Here is a 353-nt window from a genome sequence, read left to right on the forward strand (position 1 = left end):
AAGTGCTTCTTGTTAGTCCCCTTGTCGGTGAGGCGGTACGGCGAGAACTTCTCGGGCGCATCGGACCCGGCGAAACACAGCAGCCCCGCGGGCCGGGCGTCGGCCGCCGGGAGGTCCGCCTGGACCCGCGCGAGGAGGTCGTCGTGGAGGGACGCGAAGGCCCGGAAGCGGTCGCCCTCCCGGAATATCTCCGCGACCTTCTCGAAGGCCTCGTACATCGTGTAGTACCGGTAGTCGTGCCACGGGTCGGTCCGACGGAAGTTCGCGTTGCCGACGAACGGCGCGACGTTCTCGGTCAGCTCCGTCACGTCGCCCTCGTCGAGACCGAAGAAGGAGTTCTTGAGCAGCCACTG

The 353-nt window shown here is 66.9% G+C and carries 1 pseudogene; it reads right to left on the reverse strand.

The features are described 5' to 3' along the window. Nucleotides 1–353 (reverse strand): annotated as a pseudogene (locus tag EXE42_RS20415) (Fe3+-hydroxamate ABC transporter substrate-binding protein); the annotation flags it as partial.

This window comes from Halorubrum sp. SP3, from assembly GCF_005435195.1.
GTDB classification, from domain to species: Archaea; Halobacteriota; Halobacteria; order Halobacteriales; family Haloferacaceae; genus Halorubrum; species Halorubrum sodomense.